The sequence below is a fragment of the Methylocapsa sp. D3K7 genome (assembly GCF_029855125.1).
In the GTDB taxonomy this organism is placed as follows: domain Bacteria; phylum Pseudomonadota; class Alphaproteobacteria; order Rhizobiales; family Beijerinckiaceae; genus Methylocapsa.
Genome location: NZ_CP123229.1, coordinates 1,299,834 through 1,323,558, shown reverse-complemented (window position 1 = coordinate 1,323,558; position 23,725 = coordinate 1,299,834). Strand labels below are relative to the sequence as shown.

General features: G+C 58.8%; 24 protein-coding genes. 12 read left to right on the top strand and 12 right to left on the bottom strand.

Going from position 1 to position 23,725, the window contains the following annotated elements:
- Positions 1 to 70: 70 nt before the first annotated feature.
- Together QEV83_RS05965 and mce are read left to right on the top strand one after the other, a co-directional pair.
- Positions 71 to 1,741 carry a ribonuclease J gene (locus QEV83_RS05965; RefSeq protein WP_280130312.1) on the top strand — a complete coding sequence of 557 codons (1,671 nt, stop codon included), beginning with the start codon at positions 71 to 73 and terminating at the stop codon, positions 1,739 to 1,741.
- A gap of 21 nt (positions 1,742 to 1,762) precedes the next feature.
- On the top strand, positions 1,763 to 2,167 hold the full coding sequence (gene mce / locus QEV83_RS05960; RefSeq protein WP_280130311.1) for a methylmalonyl-CoA epimerase: 405 nt from the start codon (positions 1,763 to 1,765) through the stop codon (positions 2,165 to 2,167).
- A 13-nt stretch (positions 2,168 to 2,180) separates the two neighbouring features.
- Here the strand turns inward: mce and QEV83_RS05955 are convergent, their stop codons facing one another.
- Positions 2,181 to 2,678: an N-acetyltransferase gene (locus QEV83_RS05955; protein WP_280130310.1), complete on the bottom strand. Its 498-nt coding sequence runs from the start codon at positions 2,676 to 2,678 to the stop codon at positions 2,181 to 2,183.
- A 178-nt stretch (positions 2,679 to 2,856) separates the two neighbouring features.
- Here QEV83_RS05955 and QEV83_RS05950 point away from each other — a divergent pair, with 178 nt between their 5' ends.
- From QEV83_RS05950 to QEV83_RS05940, 3 genes are all read left to right on the top strand, one after another.
- On the top strand, positions 2,857 to 4,113 hold the full coding sequence (locus QEV83_RS05950) for an FAD-dependent oxidoreductase (RefSeq protein WP_280130309.1): 1,257 nt from the start codon (positions 2,857 to 2,859) through the stop codon (positions 4,111 to 4,113).
- Positions 4,114 to 4,547: 434 nt separating this feature from the next.
- Positions 4,548 to 4,916 carry a hypothetical protein gene (locus QEV83_RS05945; RefSeq protein WP_280130308.1) on the top strand — a complete coding sequence of 123 codons (369 nt, stop codon included), beginning with the start codon at positions 4,548 to 4,550 and terminating at the stop codon, positions 4,914 to 4,916.
- A gap of 371 nt (positions 4,917 to 5,287) precedes the next feature.
- Positions 5,288 to 5,668 carry a VOC family protein gene (locus tag QEV83_RS05940; protein WP_280130307.1) on the top strand — a complete coding sequence of 127 codons (381 nt, stop codon included), beginning with the start codon at positions 5,288 to 5,290 and terminating at the stop codon, positions 5,666 to 5,668.
- A 410-nt stretch (positions 5,669 to 6,078) separates the two neighbouring features.
- On the opposite strand, the gene QEV83_RS05935 is transcribed toward QEV83_RS05940, so the two are convergent.
- On the bottom strand, positions 6,079 to 6,429 hold the full coding sequence (locus tag QEV83_RS05935; protein WP_280130306.1) for a hypothetical protein: 351 nt from the start codon (positions 6,427 to 6,429) through the stop codon (positions 6,079 to 6,081).
- Positions 6,430 to 6,559: 130 nt separating this feature from the next.
- Here QEV83_RS05935 and QEV83_RS05930 point away from each other — a divergent pair, with 130 nt between their 5' ends.
- Entirely contained in the window at positions 6,560 to 7,744 is a 1,185-nt protein-coding gene (locus QEV83_RS05930; RefSeq protein ID WP_280130305.1) for a DUF11 domain-containing protein, read from the top strand.
- 223 nt (positions 7,745 to 7,967) lie between these two features.
- Positions 7,968 to 8,504, top strand: coding sequence for a peroxiredoxin (locus QEV83_RS05925; protein ID WP_280130979.1), 537 nt, complete (start codon positions 7,968 to 7,970; stop codon positions 8,502 to 8,504).
- A gap of 18 nt (positions 8,505 to 8,522) precedes the next feature.
- On the opposite strand, the gene QEV83_RS05920 is transcribed toward QEV83_RS05925, so the two are convergent.
- From QEV83_RS05920 to QEV83_RS05900, 5 genes are all read right to left on the bottom strand, one after another.
- Positions 8,523 to 9,545 carry a medium chain dehydrogenase/reductase family protein gene (locus QEV83_RS05920; RefSeq protein WP_280130304.1) on the bottom strand — a complete coding sequence of 341 codons (1,023 nt, stop codon included), beginning with the start codon at positions 9,543 to 9,545 and terminating at the stop codon, positions 8,523 to 8,525.
- A 67-nt stretch (positions 9,546 to 9,612) separates the two neighbouring features.
- A complete protein-coding gene (locus QEV83_RS05915; RefSeq protein ID WP_280130978.1) occupies positions 9,613 to 10,479 on the bottom strand; it encodes a 4-(cytidine 5'-diphospho)-2-C-methyl-D-erythritol kinase in 867 nt (288 codons plus the stop codon).
- Positions 10,480 to 10,598: 119 nt separating this feature from the next.
- Positions 10,599 to 12,398 carry a tetratricopeptide repeat protein gene (locus QEV83_RS05910; protein WP_280130303.1) on the bottom strand — a complete coding sequence of 600 codons (1,800 nt, stop codon included), beginning with the start codon at positions 12,396 to 12,398 and terminating at the stop codon, positions 10,599 to 10,601.
- A 251-nt stretch (positions 12,399 to 12,649) separates the two neighbouring features.
- The gene (locus tag QEV83_RS05905) at positions 12,650 to 13,864 is read right to left on the bottom strand and encodes a cell wall hydrolase (RefSeq protein ID WP_280130302.1); all 1,215 of its coding nucleotides are present in this window, start codon (positions 13,862 to 13,864) and stop codon (positions 12,650 to 12,652) included.
- 192 nt (positions 13,865 to 14,056) lie between these two features.
- On the bottom strand, positions 14,057 to 15,070 hold the full coding sequence (locus QEV83_RS05900) for a polyprenyl synthetase family protein (RefSeq protein WP_280130301.1): 1,014 nt from the start codon (positions 15,068 to 15,070) through the stop codon (positions 14,057 to 14,059).
- A gap of 358 nt (positions 15,071 to 15,428) precedes the next feature.
- Between QEV83_RS05900 and QEV83_RS05895 the strand changes: the two genes are divergently transcribed.
- Together QEV83_RS05895 and QEV83_RS05890 are read left to right on the top strand one after the other, a co-directional pair.
- Positions 15,429 to 15,653, top strand: a complete 225-nt coding sequence (locus tag QEV83_RS05895; RefSeq protein WP_280130300.1) for a DUF2007 domain-containing protein — start codon at positions 15,429 to 15,431, stop codon at positions 15,651 to 15,653.
- Positions 15,646 to 16,425 carry a methyltransferase gene (locus tag QEV83_RS05890; RefSeq protein WP_280130299.1) on the top strand — a complete coding sequence of 260 codons (780 nt, stop codon included), beginning with the start codon at positions 15,646 to 15,648 and terminating at the stop codon, positions 16,423 to 16,425. The genes QEV83_RS05895 and QEV83_RS05890 overlap by 8 nt, the downstream gene beginning before the upstream one ends.
- A 53-nt stretch (positions 16,426 to 16,478) precedes the next feature.
- On the opposite strand, the gene QEV83_RS05885 is transcribed toward QEV83_RS05890, so the two are convergent.
- Together QEV83_RS05885 and QEV83_RS05880 are read right to left on the bottom strand one after the other, a co-directional pair.
- Complete coding sequence (locus tag QEV83_RS05885) at positions 16,479 to 16,697, bottom strand: hypothetical protein (protein ID WP_280130298.1); 219 nt, start codon at positions 16,695 to 16,697, stop codon at positions 16,479 to 16,481.
- 291 nt (positions 16,698 to 16,988) lie between these two features.
- Positions 16,989 to 17,276, bottom strand: a complete 288-nt coding sequence (locus QEV83_RS05880) for a hypothetical protein (RefSeq protein WP_280130297.1) — start codon at positions 17,274 to 17,276, stop codon at positions 16,989 to 16,991.
- Positions 17,277 to 17,517: 241 nt separating this feature from the next.
- Here QEV83_RS05880 and QEV83_RS05875 point away from each other — a divergent pair, with 241 nt between their 5' ends.
- The gene (locus QEV83_RS05875; protein ID WP_280130296.1) at positions 17,518 to 18,444 is read left to right on the top strand and encodes a glycine--tRNA ligase subunit alpha; all 927 of its coding nucleotides are present in this window, start codon (positions 17,518 to 17,520) and stop codon (positions 18,442 to 18,444) included.
- A 73-nt stretch (positions 18,445 to 18,517) separates the two neighbouring features.
- On the opposite strand, the gene QEV83_RS05870 is transcribed toward QEV83_RS05875, so the two are convergent.
- Positions 18,518 to 18,958, bottom strand: coding sequence for a hypothetical protein (locus QEV83_RS05870; RefSeq protein WP_280130295.1), 441 nt, complete (start codon positions 18,956 to 18,958; stop codon positions 18,518 to 18,520).
- Positions 18,959 to 19,161: 203 nt separating this feature from the next.
- Positions 19,162 to 19,530 (bottom strand): hypothetical protein, encoded by a 369-nt coding sequence (locus QEV83_RS05865; RefSeq protein WP_280130294.1) that lies wholly within the window; start codon positions 19,528 to 19,530, stop codon positions 19,162 to 19,164.
- 186 nt (positions 19,531 to 19,716) lie between these two features.
- Here QEV83_RS05865 and glyS point away from each other — a divergent pair, with 186 nt between their 5' ends.
- Positions 19,717 to 21,873, top strand: coding sequence for a glycine--tRNA ligase subunit beta (gene glyS, locus QEV83_RS05860; RefSeq protein ID WP_280130293.1), 2,157 nt, complete (start codon positions 19,717 to 19,719; stop codon positions 21,871 to 21,873).
- Positions 21,874 to 21,941: 68 nt separating this feature from the next.
- Here the strand turns inward: glyS and QEV83_RS05855 are convergent, their stop codons facing one another.
- Positions 21,942 to 22,277, bottom strand: a complete 336-nt coding sequence (locus QEV83_RS05855; RefSeq protein WP_280130292.1) for an antibiotic biosynthesis monooxygenase — start codon at positions 22,275 to 22,277, stop codon at positions 21,942 to 21,944.
- A 425-nt stretch (positions 22,278 to 22,702) separates the two neighbouring features.
- On the opposite strand from QEV83_RS05855, the gene amoC reads away from it, so the two are divergent.
- Positions 22,703 to 23,494, top strand: a complete 792-nt coding sequence (amoC, locus tag QEV83_RS05850; protein ID WP_280130291.1) for a bacterial ammonia monooxygenase, subunit AmoC — start codon at positions 22,703 to 22,705, stop codon at positions 23,492 to 23,494.
- Positions 23,495 to 23,725 lie beyond the last annotated feature (231 nt).

The following is a 23,725-nucleotide window of genomic DNA, read 5'->3' as shown; positions in this document are numbered from 1 at the left end:
ACAAACACAACATGAAGTCCGTGATCGATTCTTCATGAAGCGATCTTGGTCTGGGAAAGGTTTGTAGACAATGAACGATGGAAGTGACGAGCTCGTCTTTGTGCCGCTCGGAGGCCTGGGCGAAATCGGCATGAACCTCGCCCTATATGGCTTCGGCTACAAGGGGCGCATCAAATGGTTGATGGTCGATTGCGGCGTTGCCTTCGCGGGCCCCGATCTTCCCGGAATCGATATTGTGGTTCCAGATATCAGCTTTATCGAGAAGATGCGGGACGATTTGGCCGGCCTCGTCATTACCCATGCGCATGAAGACCATATCGGCGCGGTTGCCGATCTATGGCCACGGCTTGGTTGTACGCTCTACGCGACGCCCTTCGCGGCTTCATTGCTAGAAGCGAAGCGACTCGCCGAGCCAGGGGCTCCGGACGTGCCGATTACCGTCGTCGCGCAAGGAGCGTCGGTCGCCATCGGCCCTTTCGATGTCGAATTCATCGCCATGGCGCATTCGATTCCGGAAAGCTGCGCGCTAGCCATCCGCACGCCTCTCGGCACGGTTCTTCATTCGGGCGATTGGAAAATCGATGCAGCCCCCGGAATTGGCAAGCCGACCGACGCGAAGCGGCTTGCCGCCATCGGGGCGGAGGGCGTGCTGGCACTTATCTCCGATTCGACCAATATATTGCGCGAGGGGGTCAGCCCCTCGGAAGCGGACGTCGCCAAGACTTTGCATGAAATCATTGGCCAGGCATCCGGGCGTGTCGTTGTCACCACCTTCGCGTCCAATGTCGCGCGCATACGCGCGGTTGCCGAGGCGGCGGCGGCGGCGGGCCGTTCGGTCGTGATGGCGGGGCGGGCGATGGAGCGGGTCACCGCCGTTGCTCGCGAATGCGGTTATCTTAATGGCATCGGCGGGTTTTTAACGCAGGAGGCATTCGCCCATATCCCCCGTGACAAGGTGGTCTTATTGGCAACCGGAAGCCAAGGTGAGCCCCGTGCCGCGATTGCCCGCATGTCGGAGGGCACTCACCCCGCCGTCAGTCTCAACGCGGGCGACCAGGTTATCTTTTCCTCGCGAACGATTCCAGGAAATGAAAGGGAAGTCGGGCGTATCATCAACAATTTCATTCGCTCGGGCATCGAAGTCATCGTGGACCGCAACGCGCTCGTCCACGCCTCGGGGCATCCGCGCCGCGGCGAGGTTGCGCAGCTTTACGGCTGGATCAAACCGCAGATCGCGATCCCAGCGCATGGCGAGGACGTCCATCTCGCCGAACACGCGGCCTTCGCCAAATTGCAAGGCGCGCAACATGTCATCACGGCCCGCAATGGGGATATTGTCGTCCTCGCGCCGGGAACCCCTGGGATCGTGGGCGAGGCGCAGAGCGGACGCTTCTACAAAGATGGCAATTGCTATGTCGCGGCGAATGACGAAGCTATCAGAATGCGCCAGAAGCTCGCGGTGTCCGGGATCGTGACCATTGCCATGGCCGTCACCGCGAAAGGCGATCTCGCGGGGGTGCCTGACGTGATCACAGCTGGCTTGCCGGCCCGCGTCGGCAGCGGCGCTGCGATCGATCAGATCGTCGATGACGCATTGTTTCAAACCTTCGATAATTTGCCGCGTCCGAAGCGGCGAGACGCGGATGTTGTCTCCATCGCGGTGGAAAAAGCGGTGCGCGGCGCGGTCGCCGCCGCCTGGGGCAAGCGGCCGGTCGTCCATGTGCTTGTCGTCGAGGTGTGAAAGGGAACTGGAGCCATCGTTGTGATCGGGCGTTTGAACCATGTTGCCATCGCCGTTCCGGACGCCGCCGCCGCGAGCATGCTCTACCGGGACGCGCTGGGCGTTACGGTGAGCGCGCCCATCGCACTGCCCGAGCATGGTGTTCATGTGGTTTTCGTCGAACTGCCGAACACCAGGATCGAGCTGATCGAACCGCTCGGCGAGAATTCTCCAATCGCGAAATTCTTGGGCCAGCATCCGCAAGGTGCGCTTCATCATCTGTGTTTTGAAGTGGGCGACATTGCCGCGGCGCGTGACCAGCTCCAACGTGCAGGCACGCGTGTGCTTGGCGAAGGGGAGCCAAAAATAGGGGCGCATGGCAAGCCAGTTGTTTTCCTAAATCCGAAGGATTGCGCTGGAATCCTGATCGAACTCGAACAGGCGTAAAGAGGCTGACATGTCACGTGCCGGAAGAGTTCTGTGGCAATCGGAGCCGCCAGGTTTTCAAACCGGAGATGGGGTTGACGGCTTCGCCGAATTTTTCAAATCCTTCCCGCTCGTAGAAGCGCAGCGCCCGGGGATTGTCCTGGTTGACTTCCAAGGTGACGCCGCCCTGGGAAAGGCGGCGTGCCTCGGCGAGGAGGAGACGCGCGGCGCCGCTGCCCTTTGCATCCGGCGCGACGGCGATTTGATCAAGATAGCCTGATGCCGGATCGAAATTCACAAAGCCGAGCAGCCGGTTCGACCCGTCAAAAGCGCAGATCGTGACCGCTCCCGCTAATTCAAGTTCATTCAAATGATCGACAAACCATGTTTTCCGCGCGGAAAAATCAATCTCGGGCATCGTCTCCTGCCAGCTAGCGACCCATAGCTCCGCGAGGCTCGCGAGGTCAGTGCCGGTCCGCTGACGTAGAGACACGCCTGCGATGGGGGAGGGGTGCTGAGTCATGTCGCTCATGCGGAGCCAAACCCATGGATGCGATCGCCCGCGAAAGGAGAATTTTTTCCTACGCCGGGCCAAAGCGGCCAATACATCTTTCTTCTCGGCACGAAAAGCCACCGCTTGAGTTGAAATGACAGACGCTTTCCTTATGATGGATTTATCCCGAAGATTCCTACAGGACATCGATTAACCTATGGATAAAGCTCAGCTTGGCGCCGGATCGACCGTCGCCATCATCGGCGGCGGTCAGGCGGGCGGCGAAGCCGCGACGCTTCTGCGGCAAAACCGCTTCGAGGGCCGGATCGTCCTCATCGGCGAGGAAGACTGCCTTCCCTATATGCGGCCGCCTCTGTCGAAGGCGTTTTTGGCCCGCGAAATCGCCAAGGACGCGCTGATTTACAAAGCCGCTACCGCTTATGAAAATGCAAGGGTGGAGATGCGGCTCAACGCTCGCGTCGACGACATTGACCGGCGGGACAAGCGGCTGATCCTCAACGATGGTGCCACCTTCGGTTACGATAAGCTCGTCATCGCGACGGGCGGCCGTGCCCGCCCATTGCCGGTGCCAGGCGCCGATGCGCGCAACATTCTTTACCTTCGCACGATCGCCGACGTCGAACTGTTGCAGCCGCTCATGCAAGCGGGCAAGCGTCTGGTGATCGTCGGCGGCGGCTATGTGGGGCTTGAAGTGGCGGCCGTCGCGGTCAAGCGGGGACTTGCCGTCACCGTGCTCGAGTCCGCGCCGCGTGTGCTTGCGCGAGTCACCGCGCCCGCCATGTCGGACTTCTATGAACGCATCCATCGCGAGGCTGGCGTTGATGTTCGCACCGGCGTCACGGTTAGCGGTTTTGCGTCAGAAAATGGATGCGTCGCGAATGTTCTTTGCGCGGGTTGGGAATCCTTTGCCGCCGATTTTGTGTTGATTGGAATTGGTCTTGTTCCCAACACGGAGCTCGCAGAACGAGCCGGGCTCGATGTCGATGATGGGATTGTCGTCGATGCGGCGAGCCGCAGCAGCGATCCCGATATTTATGCGATCGGTGATTGCGCGATGCATGCGCAGCATGGATTTTTGCAGCGGAAAATCCGTATTGAGTCGGTGCCGAACGCCCTTGAACAAGCCCGGACCGTGGCGGCGTCGATCACGGGACGGCCAATTCCCGAAGCGCTTGCGCCCTGGTTCTGGTCCGATCAATATGATCTCAAATTGCAGATGGTCGGCCTCTCCGATGGCTATGAGGAACTCGTGATCCGGGGTAAACCGGAAACGCCGTCCTTCATCGCCTTTTATCTCAAGGATGGAGTGATCATCGCCGCCGATTCGGTCAACCGGTTTGGCGATTTCATGGCCGCCAAACGGCTGGTTGGCGAGCGGATCAAGGTAGCTCCTTCGCGCCTTACCGATGATTCGGTGCCGCTAAAATCCTTGCTGGTGGCGGCCGCCGCTTAGTGATGTTTTATCCATCAGTTTCGTCCGATTTCATATGCCAATCGGACGAAAGTGTTTCACGTGAAACGTTTCGGTACGATTGACGATTTGCGCAAACGTACCCTTGCAAGACGGCGCGATGTGCGGTGCAGGGATTTTGGGAAAGCGAAATTTTGTGAGAGGATTAAGCTTTCGCCCTGCGATTTTTGCTGTTGGCTTCAACGCCATGTTCTACCTGGACGACACGCGCTAGATCTCAATCACAGATTGCCTGATCCAAAAGCGGAGACGAACGCTGCGCGCTTTCCAAGCGCGTGGCCGGCACATCACGTCGAGGCCCAAACAGCTATCCCTTCTCAACAGTGTGCGCCCGCACGTTATTTCCAGCGGGCACGCATTAACTGCAACTCACCCGGGCAGCAATCATGCAATTTCCGGTGAAAAGGATAGTGAACATGAATACTCTCAAAATTTTCATTCTGAGCTCGGCCCTCGTCTTCTCAGGTGCCGCCCTCGCGCGTGGTGGCGGCGGCGGTGGAATGGGTGGTGGCCATACTAACGGATTGGGAGCACCGGCTCCGGCGTTCAAGGTCGCGACTCCGGCGGCCCAGCCCGCAATGCCAGCGGGCAGGGTCGCAGCGCCAGCGATGGCTCGTAAGACTGCGCCTGCCATCGAGCGGCCTGCGATGATGCGCGCGAAGGGGACATTCCGCCCCACCTATGGCAAGTACCATGGCTACAGCAATCAACGCTGGGGCGGCAACACTGGCGGCATCCGTGGGGGAGACGGCCAGCGTGGGGGGTCGAACTACTATGGTGGGTAAGGGAACGAATGTCCGGACCCGCGAACGGCACATCGGAGGTTGAGCCTGGTCCATCGGCGCGCGAGGAAAAACTTCCGTTCTCGTGCGCTGAGTCTCATCTCCGCCGCTCTGTATTGTTGCAGGATTTTGTCCGATTCCCGTCTGGGAATCGGACAAAACTGTTTCACGCGAAAGATTTTGGTACGATTGACAACTTGCGCAAACGTACTGCCGCAAGATGGCGCGACATGCGGCGCGAGTGGTATCGGCCCGCATCAACGATTTCCTCTGGTTCGTTGCAAAACCGCAAAATCAGCGATCATGGCAGCTATCAAGCTAACCATCTGATATGACTCAACGCGATTTCGACACGAACACCAAAGAGCATGAGTATGAAGTACTCAGTTTCAATTGACGTTCCGCTGCTTGAGGAAGGTCTGCGATTCTATCGCGACGCATTGGGACTTTCCGAGATCGCTCGACCAGTGGCGACATACGTCATTCTCAAATGTGGAAACTCCCAAATCGGATTGATCGAAAAATCAGCTGGAAGCAAACCGGCCAAGGGAACAGACGAAATTCGTCGATATGAGCGACACTGGACGCCAGTTCATATTGACTTTCATGTCGAGGATTTTGAAGCCTTCTTGGCAAAGGCAGTGAACGCTGGAGCGAAATGTGAGCAAAAATTCGAAGGTGGTGCACGCCCACCCATCGCATTTTGCAGCGATCCGTTTGGCAATGGTTTCTGCGTGGTGGGAATACCGACCTAATACCACTCAACTTAATTTCAGATCAGACACTTAACAAAATCGCCTCACGCTCTGATGGTTGCGAACACTTGAAAAAACTTGACCTAAGGATGTATTTATAGTCAATTAGCTTCTGTTTTTAAATGTAATTAATTACGCGGTTCGGGGGGAACTGTCATGATTAAGTTCGTCATTTTATTTGCAATCTTCGTAGGATTACCGGTCTTCTCTTTGGTCACGGGACGCGTCACGAAATTTCTTGGCATCATGTTCGCCGCGAGCCTGCTACAGTGGCTTATACTGAGCCAAGCATCCTCTGCTCAGCAAGGCACAACTGCACAACGGTCGCCCGCGGAGGCCGCGAGGCGCGAGGTGTGGCGGGCGGGCATGGCGCGGACTGCCACGCCCAAGAAGGGATGCTTTACGGCCACCTATCCGAACAGCGGGTGGCAGGAGGTTCCGTGCACTACCCCGCCACCCAATCCGCAGGGGCCGCGGCGCGGGCTTTCGTCGCCCCAAGTCATCGGTAATGGCAACGACGTTTCGGCCCAGGCGCCGAGTGGCTTCATATCCCAGTCAATCGGCTCTTTCGACACTGTAACCGGCGTGACGAGCGAGACGGGAACTACATGGAGCAGCGGGTGCACAAGCCCAGTCTCGGGTGTCCCCAACATCTTTTCGCTCCAGCTCAACACGAACTTCTTCACAAACAGCAGCGGCAACGTCCCGGCCTGCAGCGGTGCGGCAGTCCCGGCGGCATGCCAGGGGTGGGAGCAATTCATATACTCCAACACCCCTGCTTTTGTGTCCACATACATTCAATATTGGCTGCTTAATTTCAACAATCCCTGCCCTGCGGGATGGAATACCTTCGCGGGCAGTTGTTTCAGGAACAGCACGAATGCGGCATCCGTGCCTGTTCAACCGATTTCGAACCTTGGCAATCTGGTACTGACCGGTACGGTTAATGGGGGGGGCGACAGTGTCAGCTTGTTCGACGGAACCACCCTCCACGCGGCGACGGGTGACAACCTCGTTAATTTAGCAGCGAACTGGCAGATTGCCGAGTTCAACGTCTTCGGCGACACTTGCGGACCCCCATCCCAAGCCACCTTCAACAGCGGATCGACGGTCATCCCCAGGACGAGGATTACTTACGGCGGCACGGCTGCCCCCACCTGCGTGTCGACAGGCTTTACGGGCGAGACCAACAATCTCAACTTCGGGCCAACTGCTCCCACCGCATCGCTGCCGGGCCCGGCAATCATTTTCGAGGAGAGCAGTGCTGGCGGCTCGTCGGCTTGTGCGGCCACAACCCCAGTGGGCCAATCTGAAGCAGATCTTGCGATCACAAAGACCGCGCCCAGCACGGTGGTAGCGGGAACGACACTGACCTATACCATCAATGTGTCCAACCTAGGCCCGAATAACGCGACCAATGTCGTCGTGACCGACCCACTGCCAGCAGGCACGACATTCAAGATGAGCTCCATCTCCTGCTCAGGGTCGCCTGTCACCTGCAATCTCGGGACTTTGGCGAACGGGTTGAGTATGTCGTTCACCATCACGGCTAATGTTCCATCAAGCTTCGTAACTCCGGCGATTACCAACACTGCAAGCGTCACGGCCAACGAGACCGATCCCAATCCCGCCAACAACACGTCTTCCGCCAGCACACTGGTCACGCAATCGGCCGATTTGCAGCTAGTGAAGACGTGTGGCCCCACCCCATTCGCACTGACAGGGCATCCGGCTTTCTGCGACATCCAAGTCTCCAACCTTGGCGTGTCGGACGCACAGAACGCTGTCTTGAATGATGCGATCGTGAGCGGGGTCAAATTTACCGTTGACGCCGTCAGCGGGGCAGCCTGCGCGCCTGCGACACCGATCGGTCCCACAACGGCGACGACGTTGGCCTGCAATCTGGGTACCCTCGTTGCCGGCGCTGTGCAGACCACTCACGTCGTCTTCACCACCAAGGTTTTCGGCACTATAAGCGACACGGCCACGGTGACGAGCACCACGCCTGACCCCAACAGTGGCAACAACTCGGCGACTGGAAAAGTCAATTTCCATTCTAGCGGGCTCAGACCCTGACACTCGGCAGATGCGTGCAACATCGCTTTTTTGCACGCATCTGCGCCCGACGACATGCGGGTAAAGCGGCAGCCGAGCGCTGCCGAAAGCATCAGAACACCCGAATGTAGCAACTTCCAATCCACCAGTGTTGATTTGATCGGGGGTACCATTATGTAACCGGACGAGCACAAACAAACGGAGGCGCCAAGTGAAGCCGTCGGCTCTATTCTTCTGTGTTTGTCTGGTCCTCTCAATTTGTCTTGGCCTCTCCGGAACCCCCGCCTGGGCGGCGTTGAAGCCGGGCGATGCCGCGCCGGACTTCACCGTGGATGCGGCGCTGGGCGGCAAGGAGTTCAAATTCTCCCTCGCCGAAGCTTTGAAAAAAGGACCAGTGGTTCTCTACTTCTATCCCAAATCCTTCACGAGCGTCTGCACGCTCGAGGCACATGAATTTGCCGACAACATCGAGAATTTTGCGGCGGCCGGCGCGAGCGTCATAGGTCTCTCGGGCGACAAGATCGCGGTGCAACGCGACTTTTCAACGAAGGAATGCCGCGACAAATTCCCGGTGGGGGCGGACCCCAGTTTTTCGGTCATCAAGGCTTATGACGCCGCCTTCACCCTTCCGGTTGCCGGCGCGCTTTTTGCCCACCGCATTTCCTATGTGATTTCGCCGGATGGAAAGATTCTTTACGCCTACTCGGATTCCAGCGCCGAGAAGCACATCGAGAATGCGCTAGCTGCCGTCCGGAAATGGCATGAGGATCACAAGCCATAGGCATCAATCCCTGACTGCCTAGGGCACGAGAAGAACCTTGCCGATGTTTTTGCGGTCTTGGATGAAGTGATGGGCTGCGGCTGCGTCATCAAATTTAAAACTTTGCGCAATTTTTGGCTTGATGACGCCTTGCGTCCATAGATCGAGAAGTTGCTCGCCCCAGCTGCGAAGGCGGTCCGTCTCGCCCCAAAGATGGCCCACATTGACGCCGAACACGCCCTTGTTGGCGTTGATCAGCGACATTGGGTTGAACTGAAACCAAGGCGTGTTGGCAAGCATTGCAAGCATATCTATCAGGCGGCGTTGCTTCTGCGTCACCGCCGAGGAAATGCCGAACATGCCGAGCCGTCCAGTCGGCGCGAGCAGGCGGTATCCCTTTTTGAGCGAGTCGCCGCCGATGGCATCGAGGATGAGTTCGACACCGCGGCCCTGGGTGATTTGGCGCGCCCGCACCTCGAAATCCTCGGTGCGGTAATCGATCAAATGATCGACGCCGAGAGCCCGCAGTTCAGCATGTTTGGAGGCCGATGCGGTGCCGATGACGGTGGCGCCAATGTGCTTTGCGATTTGCGTAGCGGCAATGCCGACGCCGCCGCCCGCCGAATGCACGAGAACCGTCTCGCCCGGCTTCAATCCGCCCATCACGACGACAAGCTGCCAGGCCGTGAAATAATTGACCGGAAGTGCCGCGGCTTCCAACGCGGACATGCCAGGCGGGCGGGCAAAGATTTGTTGCAGTGGGAGACAGATCACATCCGCATAACCACCGAAGCGGGTCGTCGCCAGGACATCGCGGCCGATCCAGCTCGTATCGACATCCGCGCCTATCGCGTCGATGTGACCGCTGACCTCATAGCCGGGAACGACCGGAATGGGCGGCAGGTCGGGATAAAGGCCGACGCGGCCGACGATGTCCGCGAAATTGACACCGCTCGCTTCCACGCGAATACGCACCTCGCCGGGCTTCGGTTCGGGATCGGGCGCTTGCTTGACGGCGAGAACCTCGGGCGGGCCAAATTTCGTGATCCAGATCTGCCGCATCGCTTGTGCTCCGCTCTCGCTGTCTTCCGTCTTTACCGCTTCTGAAGTAGGGCGCCTCCGGCTCACCTCAACCCAGAACCGAGACTTTCGCCCACCAATGCGGATGCGCTTGGAGTATGGCTTTCTTGGCGCGCGCGGCGGAGCGGCAATCCTTGAAGAGCGCAAAGCAGGTCGCGCCGGAGCCCGACATACGGGAAAGGCGGCAGCCAGGCGCCGCAGAAAGCACCGACAGCACATCGCTGATGATGGGAGCCAGCAGACAGGCCGCCGCCTCCATGTCGTTGCGGCCTTTGTGGAGGGCAGCGAGCAATGTGCTGGCAGACATATCAGGGACAAGCTCGGGATGGCCGCCGAAACCGGTTGGTACACCCGGCGCGATCTTCATGCGGGCGAAGACGGCTTTCGTCTCAACCGGGTGGCCCGGATTGACGAGCAGGCCCATGAGTGGCGGCAGCGCGAGGAGCGGCCCAAGCTCATCACCGACGCCCCGCATTATTCGAGCGCGGCGCAGGAGACAGACCGGAACATCGGCCCCGGTTGCTTTGGCGAGCTCGAAGAGAAGCGGATCTTCGAGGGAGAGCGCGTTGGCGCGCGCAAGCAGACGCAGCGCCGCCGCCGCGTCAGACGAACCGCCGCCAAGGCCCGCCGCGACGGGCAGACGTTTGACAAGATGAAAGGCGCCGAGCTTTGCGCCGGGAAACCGCTTCACAAAATGAGCTGCCGCGCGCAACACGAGATTATCTTCAACGCGTCCCGAGGCCTCGGCCGCCGGCCCCTCGATCGAGAGGGAAAGCGGGTTGCCGGGAGTAAGACTCAGCGTGTCGCCGCCACGCGAAAACGCGACCAGGCTTTCGAGATTGTGGTAGCCGTCGGCGCGGCGGCCGACGATATGAAGGGTCAGATTGATTTTCGCAGGCGCGCGTTCGGTGAGGATATGTGGCAAAGGGAACCTGGAGCGAAGTCCAATAGCGCGTCTTCGAGATCAAGGGAATTGGAGGGCAAAAAACCCGCGCAATATTCGGGGCGCGTGAGAGGTGACCGCAAGGGGCGCGGTCAGCCTCCATTCTTTTTCGGCTCGGCTTCCGCCGCGGCGGGATTTGGAACATCGTCGAGACCATGCTCGATCTTCTGCAGGATCTTGACTTTATCCTCCGGCTCGGGATCGAGGTCGCGCGCGTGGTTCCATTGGAAATGCGCTTCGAGTTTGCGGCCAGCCCGCCAATAGGCGTCCCCGAGATGGTCATTGATGACAGGGTCCGAGGCCTTGAGGTCGATCGCCCGTTCGAGTTGCTTGACCGCTTCATCGTTGTGGCCGAGCTTGTAGTTGGCCCAGCCGAGGCTATCGACGATATAGCCATCGGTCGGCCGCAGTTCGACGGCGCGGCGCAGCATGTTGAAGGCTTCGTCGAGATTCATATTCTGATCTACCCAGCTGTAGCCGAGATAATTCAGGACCAGCGGCTGATCGGGATAAAGGGCGAGGGCCTGGACGAGATCGGCCTCCGCTTCCGGCCAGCGCTTCTCGCGCTCATAGGAAATGCCCCGGAAGTAATAAATGGGCCAATCGGTTTTCTCCGGCTTGCCCTTCCCAGCCAAAGCCAGCGTATAGGTATCGATGGCTTCGGCGTAATGCTTATGCGCGCGCTGCAGATTGCCGAGCGCCGACAATGCGTCCTGATTTTTTGGGTTTTCGTCAACGATCCGTTTGAGATATTTGGCGGCCTCGTCGGGGCGGCCCAGGGTTTCGAGGATCTGGCCGGTTTGGATATCGGCGGTGGCGCGTAACGGATCGTCTTCGCGCACCATTCCATAAACATCGATGGCTTGTTCGTTCTGCTTGATGCGCTCGCAGAGATCACCAAGAGTGATGATGGCGAGACTGTTTTGCGGCGTCAGATAGAGGGCGAGCCGGAGATAGATCATGGCGGCGAGTTCATCGCCTTGCTGGCCGCCAGCGGCGCCGAGACCATAAAGGACTTCCGCTGCACCCTCCTGGGCATCCTTGACGAGGGGACTGACAGGCTTGCCCGCCTTGAGATTGGCGAGCGCCGCCCCGACAATGGGATGGTTGGGGAGAATCTGATCAAAAGCCTCATAGGCGCGCACGGCTTCCTCGCGGTCGCCGCGGCGAAACATGAACCGGGCATAGGCATCGACAAGCCTGAGCGTGTTCTTGTCGGCGGCATACGCCAGTTTCATGCGCTTCAAGGCTTCCTGGGGATTGCTTGCCGCATCGGCAATGAGGGCGGCATGATAATCCCGGAAAACCCCGAAATTTTCGCCGTGAAGCTTGTCGACAATGGCGAGCGCCTGGCGCGTATCCCCGGCACCCGCATAGGTCCAAGCCGTCAAGAGCGTAGCGGTAATATCGCGCTGCTGGCCGGCGCCTCCTTTGGTGAAATAGGCCCGGGCAGCGGCGAAATGCTTCGCCTTGATGGCTTTCACGCCAAGCGCGAGACGGGCGAGGCTGTTGTTGGGATCGTGGGCGAGCAGGCGGTCAGCGAGGCTGAAAGCATCTTGCATATTGCCGTTGGAAACCGCCGCGACGAAGGCCCGCTCGATCAAATTGGAATTGTGCGGATCAAATCGCAAAGCTTCGCGGAAAAACGTCGCCGCAGCCACCGTGTCGTGCTCGGAACCGGCGATAAGCGCCGCGAGATAATTGCCGGAGGGGCTTTCGCCAACCTCAAAAGGGGTTGCGATCGCCAAATTGTCGCGGGACCGGGCTTCCGCGCTTGCCAGGGCCGCGGGAAAAACCAGCGCGGCGAGCGAGACCGCTGCAATTCTGAGCCGGACGCGGCGGGTGCAAGACCGGTCACTATCAATCCGGGCAGGCTTAAACTTAATCGGCATGCGGAACGTCTTTCCGTTCAAGAGGCATTTCTCGGACGCCGGGGTTCGGTTTCTGCGATTCCTCGCGACGAACATGGCCGTTTTACGATTCTCCAGCGACTTTCTTTCGCCGCGCTTCCGGACAGGCGCGCGAGCGATGCCTGCCGCAAGTCAAACCATTGGTTTTCGGGCATGATCTTCTCAAAAAAGCCAATGACTTTTTGGGATCATGCATGAGCGGCAATGCGAGGATGAGCGCGAAATCGCGATGATCAGCTCTGCCCAGGCCGTAACTTATAGAATACATGATGCCCAATCACGTCCATCTTTTCAAGTCTTCGTGCCCAGCGCGGGCGAACATAATTGGCATGATAATGGGTCGAGCCCGCGATATCAGAGAGATACGTCTTGCCGTTCCTGACCTCGGCGGCGATCCGGAGCGCATTCCGCCAGGCCTCGGGTTCAGTCACGCGCAGCGATCTGCCCTCGCATGCAAATGAAAATTGGCATCCATGCCAGCGATGCCGGTTCTGATACACGACACCACAGACGGTCGACGGATAAAGGCCACTTGCAGCGCGGTTCAATACGACTTGCGCAACCGCCGCTTGGCCCTCATCGGATTCGCCGCGGGCTTCAAAATAAATGGCTTCCGCTAGGCAATTGTTTTCCTGTGCCGATTCGCCGCCGTCGAGCAGTGCTGCATAATTCACCCGGCCCCCGGCGGGGGCCGCCTCGCCCATCGCTGGGGCTCCCCGCCAGGGATCGCCCGGAAGCGCGACGGCTTCGATGGGGGTCGAATCGGAGGGTGCTGGAGTCGTCGATCCAAGCGCCAACGCCCGGCTGACCGTTGGCGTTGCCCCTTGCAACAGCCGTTCATTCGCCGCCGGACGTAGAGTCACCGGGGAACCTGTCTGGCCCGGCGATGCTCCGGCGATGGAATGGGCCGTGGCCGGACTTTCGCTATTGAGCCAGGGCTCAAACGAGTCAAAACCCATGGAAACACCGGCTTCGTCCTCTGCGACGGTGAAGCCCGCCGCCGGGAGGTTCTCATCGTGGTGGAACAGCATCTCACCGGCACGAAGCCTCGCTAGACCGTGCGGCGCCCGCAGACGCGAATCGAATCCCGGCCGCAACCCGGCCAATGGGTCTCCCTTATGGGACCGGTCGATCGATGGAAACAGCCGCGCATTGCGTTTCAACACGGCGCGGGGTTCGATTTCGTCGGGCAGGCGGCGGAACTCCTCGCCGTCGCCGATTGAGAGGCTCGCCTGGCGCAGGAGCTTTCCCACCTCCCCGGAGAGGCCGCCGAAATCGCTGGCGAAGCCAGAGGATTGCGCCGATTGTCCCGCCGGGATCAACTCGGCCGGCGGAAGTGCCGCGCGCAAAGGCAAGGGTGCCAAAGAAGCGCCGGACGAGGCTTCCTGGCCGGCGTCGGCGCTGATCGAGACGGCAAGGGCCAGTCCAAGCCACCAAGGCGCGATCATGCCTCCCGCCCAACCGATCCGCGAACAGCCCATGCGACTCATGCTCACCGGCGGGCTTTGGCGCAACAAGCCGCCCGCAAACAAGAATTATTGCCGCGTAAGCTTGATATCCGGTTACGGGAGGCGGGTTAAAACCGTGCCAGAATGGGGCGGATCAAGGGGAGACGCTGTCCCGGCCAAAGAGGGCCTGGGTCAGTAGACGCGGTTGACGCAGAAATCGACCACATCGCTCAGGGCGAATTTCCACGGCGAGGGAGGGAACAGTTCTAAGGCATCGCGCGCCATCGCTCCGTAATGGCGGGCGCGCTCGATCGTATCCTCGAGCGCGCGATGCCGATGCATGGTGGCGATCGCCGTTTCGAGGTCGCCTTCCGAGATTTGGCCCTGTTCCAGAGTGCGGCGCCAGAACTCCCGCTCTTTTGGAGAGCCGCGCCGAAACGACAGAACGATCGGCAGGGTGATTTTCCCCTCCCGGAAATCATCACCGACATTCTTGCCGAGCTTGACCGAGGTTCCGCCATAGTCGAGCGCATCGTCGATGAGCTGGAACGCGATGCCGAGGTTCAGGCCATAGCCCCGGCAGGCCGCGATCTCAGGCTTGGGCCGCTGTCCGAGGAGGGCGCCGACTTCCGAAGCCGCGCCGAACAGGGCGGCGGTCTTGGCGCGGATCACCGCCAGGTAATCGTCCTCGCTCGTCTCGGTGTCCTTGGCCGCCGAAAGTTGCATGACCTCGCCTTCGGCAATCACCGCGGCGGCGGTTGAGAGAACGTCGAGGCAGGGCAGTGAGCCGACTTCAACCATCATCTTGAAGGCCTGGCCAAGCAGGTAGTCGCCAACAAGGACGCTCGCCTCATTGCCCCAGAGCATGCGCGCCGCGAGCTTGCCCCGGCGCATGTCGCTTTCGTCCACGACATCATCATGGAGGAGAGTCGCCGTGTGCATGAATTCCACCGAGGCGGCGAGCTTGATATGACCATTGCCGGCATAGCCGCAAAGTCCAGCAGCCGCCAAGGTGAGCATGGGGCGCAAACGTTTGCCGCCAGAGGAAATCAAATGATTGGCGACTTCGGGAATCATCGAAACATCGGAGGCCGCGCGTGAGAGGATCGTTTGATTGACCCGCTCCATATCGGCCGTCACCAGATCGAGAAGCCGGTCGATGCCGGGCTCGTGCATTTTTTCTTCGAGGGGGATGACAACGCCCACGATTGAATTCTCCGGATGCCGGCGGCGCCTCTCATGCCGGCGGCACGTCTCAGGGCGCTGCTTGTCTTAGGACGTCGTTCTGCGCTTCGCAACCAAGCCCAGGCTCCCACCCGATCGAGGCTGAGCGCGCTTTAATGCCCAGCATGGAACAACCGGCAAATCAAGCTCCAAGTGCATTCTCGCCGAGGGACGTCCGGATAATTTGTGTCCCAGCGATCATCTTCCCCTTGATAAAAGATAGGAATCGTCATGCCTCCTATGCGTATAATATCAACAAGGCAGCAGGAGCCGCGAAAATGATTCGCAATCTGTTGGTACTTGTATTCACGGTAAGCTTCGAGAATTGGAGGCTTTGAAATTGATCGAACTTCTTCGCACGAATGACCTCGTGCTGATTTCAAGGGTCGAAACCATTCTTGCGGATTCCGGGATCGCCGTTTTTCTTGCCGACCGGCATATGAGCGCGCTTGAAGGATCATTGTCTTTTTTGCCGCGCCGGATCCTTGTCGACGAGGATGAAGCAGTGCTGGCGCGGACGATCTTGCAGGACGCGGGTCTTGGTCCCGAATTGCGGGATGGCTGAGGCACCGGATGAAAACCCGACCCAGCTGGGCGTGGACGCGTTTCTCGGCGGCCGGCTGCAGCTTCGCCAGCCATCGCAGGGTCACCGCAGCGGCACCGATGCCGTGCTCCTCGCAGCATCCGCGCCGGCCGATTTTTCCGGCCTCGCCATCGATGTGGGCGCTGGGGTGGGCGCCGCCGGTTTGGCAATGGTCATCGCACGGCCCCGCATGCGGGCGCAACTTCTCGATAATGACCCTTTGCTCGCCGGTTTGGCACGTGAGAATCTTCTTCATAATGGCCTGCAGGATCGCGTCTCTGTCGCCGAAGCGGATCTGTTGTCGGCCACGAGCAGGCGCGCCGCCGGGCTGATCGATGAAAGCGCGGATCTCGTGATCAGCAATCCCCCCTTTCTCGATCCCGGCCGGGCGCGGCTCTCGCCGGATGCGAGGCGGCGCCGCGCCCATGCCATGTCCGCCGAGGGGCCGTCGGCACTCATAGCCTGGATCAGGGCGGCTTTGGCCTTGGTTGCGCCAGGCGGAACGATCATCTTGATCCATCGACCGGACGCCCTGCCGGTGATCCTCGAAAGCTTGGGCGGGCGCGCCGGAGGCATCACCGTTCTGCCGGTTTATCCGCGGCGGGAGGCCTGCGCCGGGCGCATTCTTGTACGCGGTAAAAAAGCCAGCCGCGCGCCCCTGGCCCTTGCGCCGCCGCTTATTCTTCACGACGGGAACCGCTTCACCCCCGCCGCCGAGGCTATCCACCGCGGTGCCTTGCTGATTGATTGGTGACGGGAGCAAGGGCTGGGCGGCTCAAACACCCACTTAAAATAATTACCGGTGACCTACATCGCGTGATGCTCGTGATGATGGTGATAGTGATGGTGTGATTTGCCCTTATGGCAATGAGTATGCGGATGGCCGGTATCATGGGCCTTCTGGATCAAACCAGACGCTTCAAGAGGCATGTCTGCCATGGGCGCCGCTTGGGTTACGCCCGCGAAAGCGAAGGACGCAGCCACAAGCGCGGCCATCGCAAATCCAGATTTTAATTGCAGACGCATCTGAGTGTTCTCCCTAAGCATGAGTTTGTCCTGCGAAACAGTTCCTGGACGAAAGTATTAAGTACAAATTGCCTTCGCCGTTGCTGCGTCACGGGATCGCATCAAAAATGATTTCTTCCAGTTATTTACGAACTTTACCACAACCAGCATTCTGAACTTCTGCGATATTGCCGTTTTGATCAAGGGCTCTTGGACACCATGTTCATATCAATATTAAGTCATTTGTAGTCATTTATAGAAAAGCCGGCAATTCATGCCGGCTTTGGATTTTTTGTGGTTTATGATTTTATATTACCAATAATACCTATGCCAGTAATAGCGACGATGCCAATACGGATGCCAATAACGGCGGTGCCAATAACGGCGGTGCCAATAATGGCGATGCCAGTAATGGCGATGCCAATAGTGCCTTCTGTACCACCACGCCTTTTCAACGGAGGCCACAGGGGCTTGTGTCGCAAGCGTGCGCACGGCGGGTGCCGCGGACATAAAGCCCGCCGCTGGGGCTGCCGTGGCGGCACCGGTCAAACCGCAAAAAGCGGTGAGGACGGCGAGCGCCATTATTCTAAAAAGCTTCATTTTTCCCTCCTTTGGGTCAACGTTTTGTGCGGTAGATTGCGCCATGGTTTTCCAATTTTGTGTTAAAAAAATTTTGACGAAGTATCCTTCCGGGCGCAGATCACGGCCTTGACAAAATAGGCGCGGACAAGCCATTGCCCAGACCCGTCCGCGTGAATATTCAGAAATAATCCGCATTTTTCATTTGCTTTCGTTCGCGTCCGGCGATCGCGGCACGGATAGGGCGAGGGGGATGACGAACATGGCCGTTGAAACAAAATATGCCAATTCGTCCAACCCGGTCCGCTCCTTTCAAGACCTTATCCTGACTCTTCAGAGCTTTTGGGCCGGGTACGGCTGCGTGATCCTACAGCCCTACGATGTTGAAATGGGCGCTGGGACGTTCCATCCGGCGACCGCTTTGCGGGCGCTCGGGCCGCGCCCTTGGAAGGCCGCTTACGTGCAGCCCTCGCGGCGGCCGAAGGATGGGAGATACGGCGAAAACCCCAACCGGTTGCAGCATTTTTATCAGTTTCAGGTTATTCTAAAACCATCGCCGCAAGATATTCAGGCGCTGTATTTGGCATCGCTCGAAGCCATCGGCGTTGATCCGCATCTGCACGACATTCGCTTTGTCGAGGATGATTGGGAAAGCCCGACGCTCGGCGCGTGGGGACTCGGCTGGGAATGCTGGTGCGATGGCATGGAAGTTTCTCAATTCACCTATTTCCAGCAGGTCGCGGGAATTGAATGCGCGCCTGTCTCAGGGGAGCTGACCTATGGTCTTGAGCGGCTCGCCATGTATGTGCAAGGCGTCGACAATGTCTTTGACTTGAATTTTAACGGACGCCAAGGGTCGGAAAAGGTCACCTATGGCGATATTTTTAAACAGGCGGAGGAAGAATACTCGCGCTATAATTTTGAAGGCGCCAATGCCGGCGTCCTGATCCAGCATTTCAAGGACGCGGAAGCAGAATGCCGGTCCCTGCTAAAGTGCGGCGATGAGGGGGGACGTCATGGAATGGTGCTGCCTGCCTATGATCAATGTATCAAGGCCTCGCATATTTTTAACCTTCTGGACGCGCGAGGGGTCATCTCGGTCACCGAGCGGCAAGGCTATATTCTAAAAGTGCGCGATTTGGCCAAAGCCTGCGGCGCGGCGTGGATGAAAGGCGAAGGGGATGGGTGAATCTCTTCAAGCCGGATCAGAGTCTGATCCGGCCCGAGAGCAGCATGGTGCCGCTTAGAACGTGCCGCAAGGCCTAACGGCGATGAACACCGTGGGTCATATGGCCGTGGCCAACGCTGCGCCCGGTGTGAATGCCGCCGCGGTAAGCACCATAATGCCGATAGCCATGCCCATAGTATCCATAATGGCGGCCATAGTAATTGCCGTAATAGGGGCCGCCACCATAATAAGTATTATACCCGTAGTAAGGCGTCCCGTAATATCCATTGTAAGCGCCCGCCGCCGCGCCGGCAGCGCCCAAGGCGAGTAAGCCGGCCGCCGTGCCCGCGACCGCGAGGCCAGGGTTCCAGCCGCCGTAGTATCCGCCATAGTAACGATAATAAACCGGTTCAGTTTGTGGTTGCGAGGGCGCAACAATCTTTGCGCATGGGATATTCATCGGACCAGCAGAGGCGGTAGCCGTCAGCGCGAGCAGAGCGGCACCCACAGCGGCGAAAATCTTTTTTGTTTCCATAAGCTTGCTCCCTTAAACAAAAATTAACTTAGCTGAACACCCTCGCGGCTTAGTCGTTCCATTCATGCCGAATCAATTTAAAGCACGCAGGCGGTGTTGCGCCGCGGCTATCTTCGTCTCTGGAAGTTGGCGTTCGCTTGTTAGATTAAATCAAATCCAGCCTAATGTGATCTCGCCCGGATTAGGCGGGATCTGTCTGGCTTCTACCAATAATATGGATAGCCATAGCCATAATATGGGTACCCATAGTAGGGCCAGCCGCCTACCGCCACGGCAAAAGGAAATGCGGCCAGACCAAGGGCGGCGCCAGCAAAGGCAGCGCCTGGGTTCCAGCCATAATAATATCTGGGATGGCGCCAGCCGTAGTGGTACCGGTGGCGATACCAGCCATAGTGCCAACCGCGATGCCAGCCATAGTGCCGGTAGTGGTGCCGATAGTAACGGGCCTGCTCGATCTTTAAGGGCGGCGTGATATCCTTGGAATTTGTTATAGGCATTGGACCTGCCGATGCGGCCCCAGTGAGTGCGAGTAACGCGGCGCCGGAGACCATGGAGATCCGTTTCGTATCCATGACACACCTCCATCTAGAGCACCGGAAACGCCTGCTTGGGCCTTTTGTTCCGGGCCGCCGAAAATCATAGAACGGCGATATTTCGCCACCCGGCATTTTCTTCCCGGGCAAGCTCCGTTTATAGAAGGCAGATACCCGTTTCCCTCCTTTATGCCGCTTGCCTCCGGCGGCGGCCGAAATGAAACAATGCCTGATCTGCTTCTTGAACTTTTTTCCGAGGAAATCCCCGCCCGCATGCAAGCGCAGGCGGCCGAAGATCTCCGCCTCCTGGTCAGCAAGGCCTTGCGCGAACGCGGCCTTTTTGAAGAAGGTGCCGTGAGCTTCGCCACGCCCCGGCGGCTCGCCCTGCACATCTCTGGTCTTCCCTCACGGCAGCCGGATACCGTGGAGGAAAAGCGCGGGCCGCGCGTTGGCGCGCCCGATGCGGCCGTGCAAGGCTTTTTGAAAAGCGCGGGCCTTACGTCGCTCGCCGGGGCCAAAATTCACCGCGACCCGAAAAAGGGGGAGTTCTACATCGCCCTCATCGAGCAAAAGGGGAAGGACACGCTCGATGTGCTGGCCGAGGTTTTGCCCGCCGTGATCAGAAGTTTTCCGTGGCCAAAATCCATGCGTTGGGGCGCCGCGTCGGCGCGGCCCGAGGCGTTGCGCTGGGTGCGGCCGCTCCATGCGATCCTCGCCACATTCGGCCCGGAAACGGAAGACACGCAAGTGGTCCCGTTTTCTGTCGATGGGATGCAAGCGGGTGCGTTCACCTTTGGTCACAGATTTATGGCGCCCGGCAAAATCAAAGTGCGCCGCTTCGACGATTATGTACCGGCGCTGGAAAAAGCCAAAGTCGTGCTCGATCCCGCACGACGCCGTGACATCATCTTGCACGACGCGCGCAATCTCGCCCTCGCGCAAGGGCTCGAACTCGTCGAGGATGAAACGCTCTTGACGGAGGTCGCGGGGCTCGTCGAATGGCCGGTGGTGCTGACCGGCGACTTCGACGCGGCGTTTCTCGATATTCCGCGCGAAGTCATTCAGACAACGATACGCGCCAATCAGAAATGTTTCGTGCTCACCGGGAGGGCGAGCGGCAAGCTCAGCAATAAATTCTTGCTTGTGGCGAATATCGAAGCGGCTGACGGCGGCGCCGCAATTGCCGCCGGCAACGGACGCGTCGTCCAGGCTCGGCTGTCCGACGCCAAGTTTTTCTACGAGACCGATCTCAAAATCAAACTGGAAGGCCGGCTGGCCAAGCTCGACAAAATCATCTTTCACGAGAAGCTTGGGACACAGGGAGAGAGAGCCAAGCGGCTGCAAGACCTTGCCAGCGACGTGGCGCTCGTTGCTGGTGCAGAGCCCGGCGTTGCCGGGCGGGCGGCGCTGCTTGCGAAGGCCGATCTGACCTCGGAGATGGTCGGCGAATTTCCAGAACTGCAGGGCGTGATGGGCCGCTATTACGCGCTCGCGCAAGGGGAGGATGAACGCGTCGCGGAGGCGATCGAAGATCATTACAAGCCGCAGGGCCCAAGCGATCGCGTGCCGGTCGCGCCGGTTGCGGTCAGCGTCGCGCTGGCCGACAAGCTCGATCTGCTCACCGGCTTCTTTGCGATCGGCGAAAAGCCGACCGGCAGCAAGGACCCTTACGCGCTGCGCCGCGCTGCGCTTGGCGTCATCGCGCTCATTCTTGAAAATAGACTGCGTCTGCCGCTGCGAATCTTTGTCACGAAAGCAATCGCGCGAGCGGATTTCGCGGGCAAAGAAGGAGCGCTTCGCCAGGACGATGTGTTCGGGCAGCTCATGAGTTTTTTCAGCGACCGTCTGAAAGTCCATTTGCGTGAACGTGGCACAAGGCACGATCTCATCGACGCGGTGTTTGCTTTGCCAGGTCAAGACGATCTCCTTTTGATTGTAACGCGGGTCGCGGCGCTTCAGGGCTTTCTTGATTCGGAGGAAGGCGCGAATCTGCTCGCGGGCTATCGCCGTGCCACCAATATTCTGCGCGCCGAGGAGAAAAAAGACGGGGTGGGAGCCTTCGACGGCGCCAGTGATCCAACGCTGCTTCAAGACCCGGCAGAAAAGCACCTTTCGGAGAAAATTCAAAGTCTCAGTGCCGATACGCAACTTCATTTGTCCCATGCCAACGAGCGAATAGGCCGGCCAAAATTCGCGGGACAAACACCTTTCGAGGACGCAATGGAGTCCTTGTCCTCGCTGCGAGACCCGGTCGATCTCTTTTTCGACAAAGTTACCGTGAACGCCGAAGATCCGAGCCTACGCCTCAATCGCCTACGGCTCTTGAACGAATTGCGAAACGCCATGCATGGCGTCGCCGATTTCTCGAAGGTGGCCGGGTAAGCGAAAGAAGGGCTCGCAATGAAGCGAGTCCTTCAGCGCCCCTCGAAACTGATGATGCGAATGCGATCCTAGCCAAAAAGCTTGCTTAAAAATCCCGGCGCCTTTTGGGGAAGCTTGCTCGCCAGAACATCGGCTTTTTCGATGACGGGAGATGTCGCCAGTAGTTCGGGCGCCTTCGCCATCAGCGCCGCGGCGACTTGCCCGGAAAGATGCGCTTGGCGGCCTGCCTCGTCAGGGAAAGCATCAAATATACCAAACGTCGATGGACCGAGACGAATGGCAAACCATGCGATCGTTGCCGGCTCTTCCTCGACGATGGCGAGACCGCTCTTGAGAAAAGCTTCGACTTCGGCTTCCTTTCCGGGTTTCGCTTCAAGCCTTACGAACAGTGCAACTTTGACCATGTCGCATTTCCTCCATTAACGCACGCGGGTGCATGCGGGAACTCGTATTTTATAGTTTAAGCGCTTGCAGTGAAGCGTCCAAGGACCGGCGAAAAGCCCAAGCGGCATCGCTCGCGCTGATCGATCGGACGCTTTTGTCTGTCAACGCTCGTGGGGCAACGGTAGCTTCGGACTCACAGTTCCGTGAACTCCCACATCGTCCTTGCGCTCCTTGGCTGGTTACTTTCGCTAATCTCCCTCTCGAAAAGCGAAACCGTTTATCGTGGCGGAGAGACAATAACTATTTTGGATACGAGGGATAACAACAAACGATTTCACCTCTATTCCCACCGAGCGTAGCCTAACTGAACCTCCGCAAACCGGGAAAGCATGAGCCAAGCTGCCATGCTCCGGTGGGCGGTTATGGATAGAGAGAGGCTAGTGACATGAGCTTAGTAACTGGAACTGCGCGGACCGGCGAGGCTGCGGCCGTCGCCGAGGCGCCGCTTCTCGACGGGAGACCTGTAATTCTCGGCACGCTCGCGATCTGCACCTTCTATGTGGGCGTGCGCATCTATGAGCAGGTTTTTGGCTGGTACGCCGGGCTCGATTCTTTCGCGCCCGAGTTCACCACCTACTGGATGACCATCCTCTACATCGAGGAACCGGTCGAATTGATCTCCTTCCTCGCCCTCGTGGGCTGGATGTGGAAGACCCGCGACAGGGACATCGCAAGTGTCCAGCCGCGCGAAGAAATGCGCCGTATCTTCAATCTGTTGTGCTGGATTCTCGTCTATGGCGTGGCGATTTACTGGGGCGCCAGCTACTTCACCGAGCAGGACGGCACCTGGCATATGACCGTCATCCGTGACACCGACTTCACGCCAAGCCATATCATCGAGTTCTATATGAGCTATCCGATGTATATCGTCATCGGCGTGGGCGGCTTCATGTATGCGCGGACCCGGCTCCCGACCTTCGCGCTCAAGGGCTGGTCGGTTGCTTACGTTCTGCTGTTCGTCGGCCCGTTCATGATCTTCCCGAACGTCGGGCTCAATGAATGGGGCCACACCTTCTGGTTCATGGAGGAACTGTTTGTTGCTCCGCTGCACTGGATGTTTGTGTTCTTTGGCTGGTTCTCGCTTGCGGTGTTCGGCGTTGCCCTGCAGATCCTCGGCCGCGTTGGCGAGCTCTGCAAAGGCTACGAAGACCTGCTCGGTGTCGAACCGGCGGAATAAACTAAGCGCTCGCGGGACCGGGTCTGCCGGCCCCGCCCATGCTTAAGGCCTTGGAACCGTTTTTAAGTTGCAAGGGCACTTTGCTGTTGGAGTAAGCCCAACTGAAATCCGCTCCGTTAATCCGGCGCCCTTATTTGGGAACCATGTCCGGGGAGCATGAACGGGAATGCCTCGTTCGACGTAAAAGCGCGTCTTCTCCTCTTTCCCTCGCTGGATAAGCTCCGGCGGGGG